The sequence below is a fragment of the Methylobacterium sp. WL69 genome (assembly GCF_008039485.1).
In the GTDB taxonomy this organism is placed as follows: domain Bacteria; phylum Pseudomonadota; class Alphaproteobacteria; order Rhizobiales; family Beijerinckiaceae; genus Methylobacterium.
In genome coordinates, this window is the sequence record NZ_VRUZ01000204.1 from 1 (window position 1) to 854 (window position 854).

1 protein-coding gene is annotated in these 854 nt (G+C 71.4%); it reads left to right on the forward strand.

Features of this window, described 5'->3' with window-relative positions; genetic code table 11:
* Positions 1–574, forward strand: a 574-nt coding sequence (locus tag FV218_RS22460; protein ID WP_147711607.1) for a DUF1134 domain-containing protein, incomplete at its 5' end; no start/stop codon positions are given.
* Positions 575–854 lie beyond the last annotated feature (280 nt).

The following is an 854-nucleotide window of genomic DNA, read 5'->3' on the forward strand; positions in this document are numbered from 1 at the left end:
GGCCGCCGCCCTCCTCGCCACGGCGTTCGCCGCCCCCGTCCTGGCCGGTCCGGGCCGGACGGCGCCGTCCGGCCCGGACGAGGCCGGGCCCGGCACCTTCCGGCCCGCCGAGATCGTCGACAACGGCCACCGCTTCTTCGGCTCCATGTCGCGCGGCCTCGCGCTCACCGTGGAGGAGGCGACCCGGCGCTGGGGCGAGCCCAACGGCTACATCCTCGGCCAGGAGGCGTCCGGCGCCATCGTCGGCGGCGTGCGCTTCGGCGAGGGCACCCTCTACACCCGCAACGCCGGCAAGCGCCGGATCTACTGGCAGGGCCCGTCCATCGGCTTCGACGTCGGCGGCGACGGCGACCGCACCATGATGCTGGTCTACAACCTGCCGGCGGTGCAGGGGCTCTACCGCCGCTTCGTCGGGGTGGACGGCTCGGCCTACTTCATCGGCGGCTTCGGCATGACGGCGGTCACCGCCGACGACGTCGTGGTGGTGCCGATCCGCACGGGCGTCGGCGCCCGCCTCGGCATCAACATCGGCTACCTCAAGTTCACCGACAAGCCGACCTGGAACCCGTTCTGAGGCCGGGTCCGGGGAGGGGTCCGGCGGCGGCGGCGAGCGATCGCAGAGAGCCGCACCGGGCCCCTCGCCTTCCAGGCAGGGTGATCGCATATGACCGCCGGAGTCATTCCGGGGCGCCGTAGGCGAACCCGGAATTCAGAGCCGCTGACAGTGCAAAACCCTGCAAAATCGGTGTTTCTGGTTCCCGGGTTCCGCTGCGCGGCCCCGGGATGACAAAGCGTTGCGGGACTTCTCAAGGCCCCCAAACGCTATCTGCGATCGCTCTGCCCTTCCCCTTGCC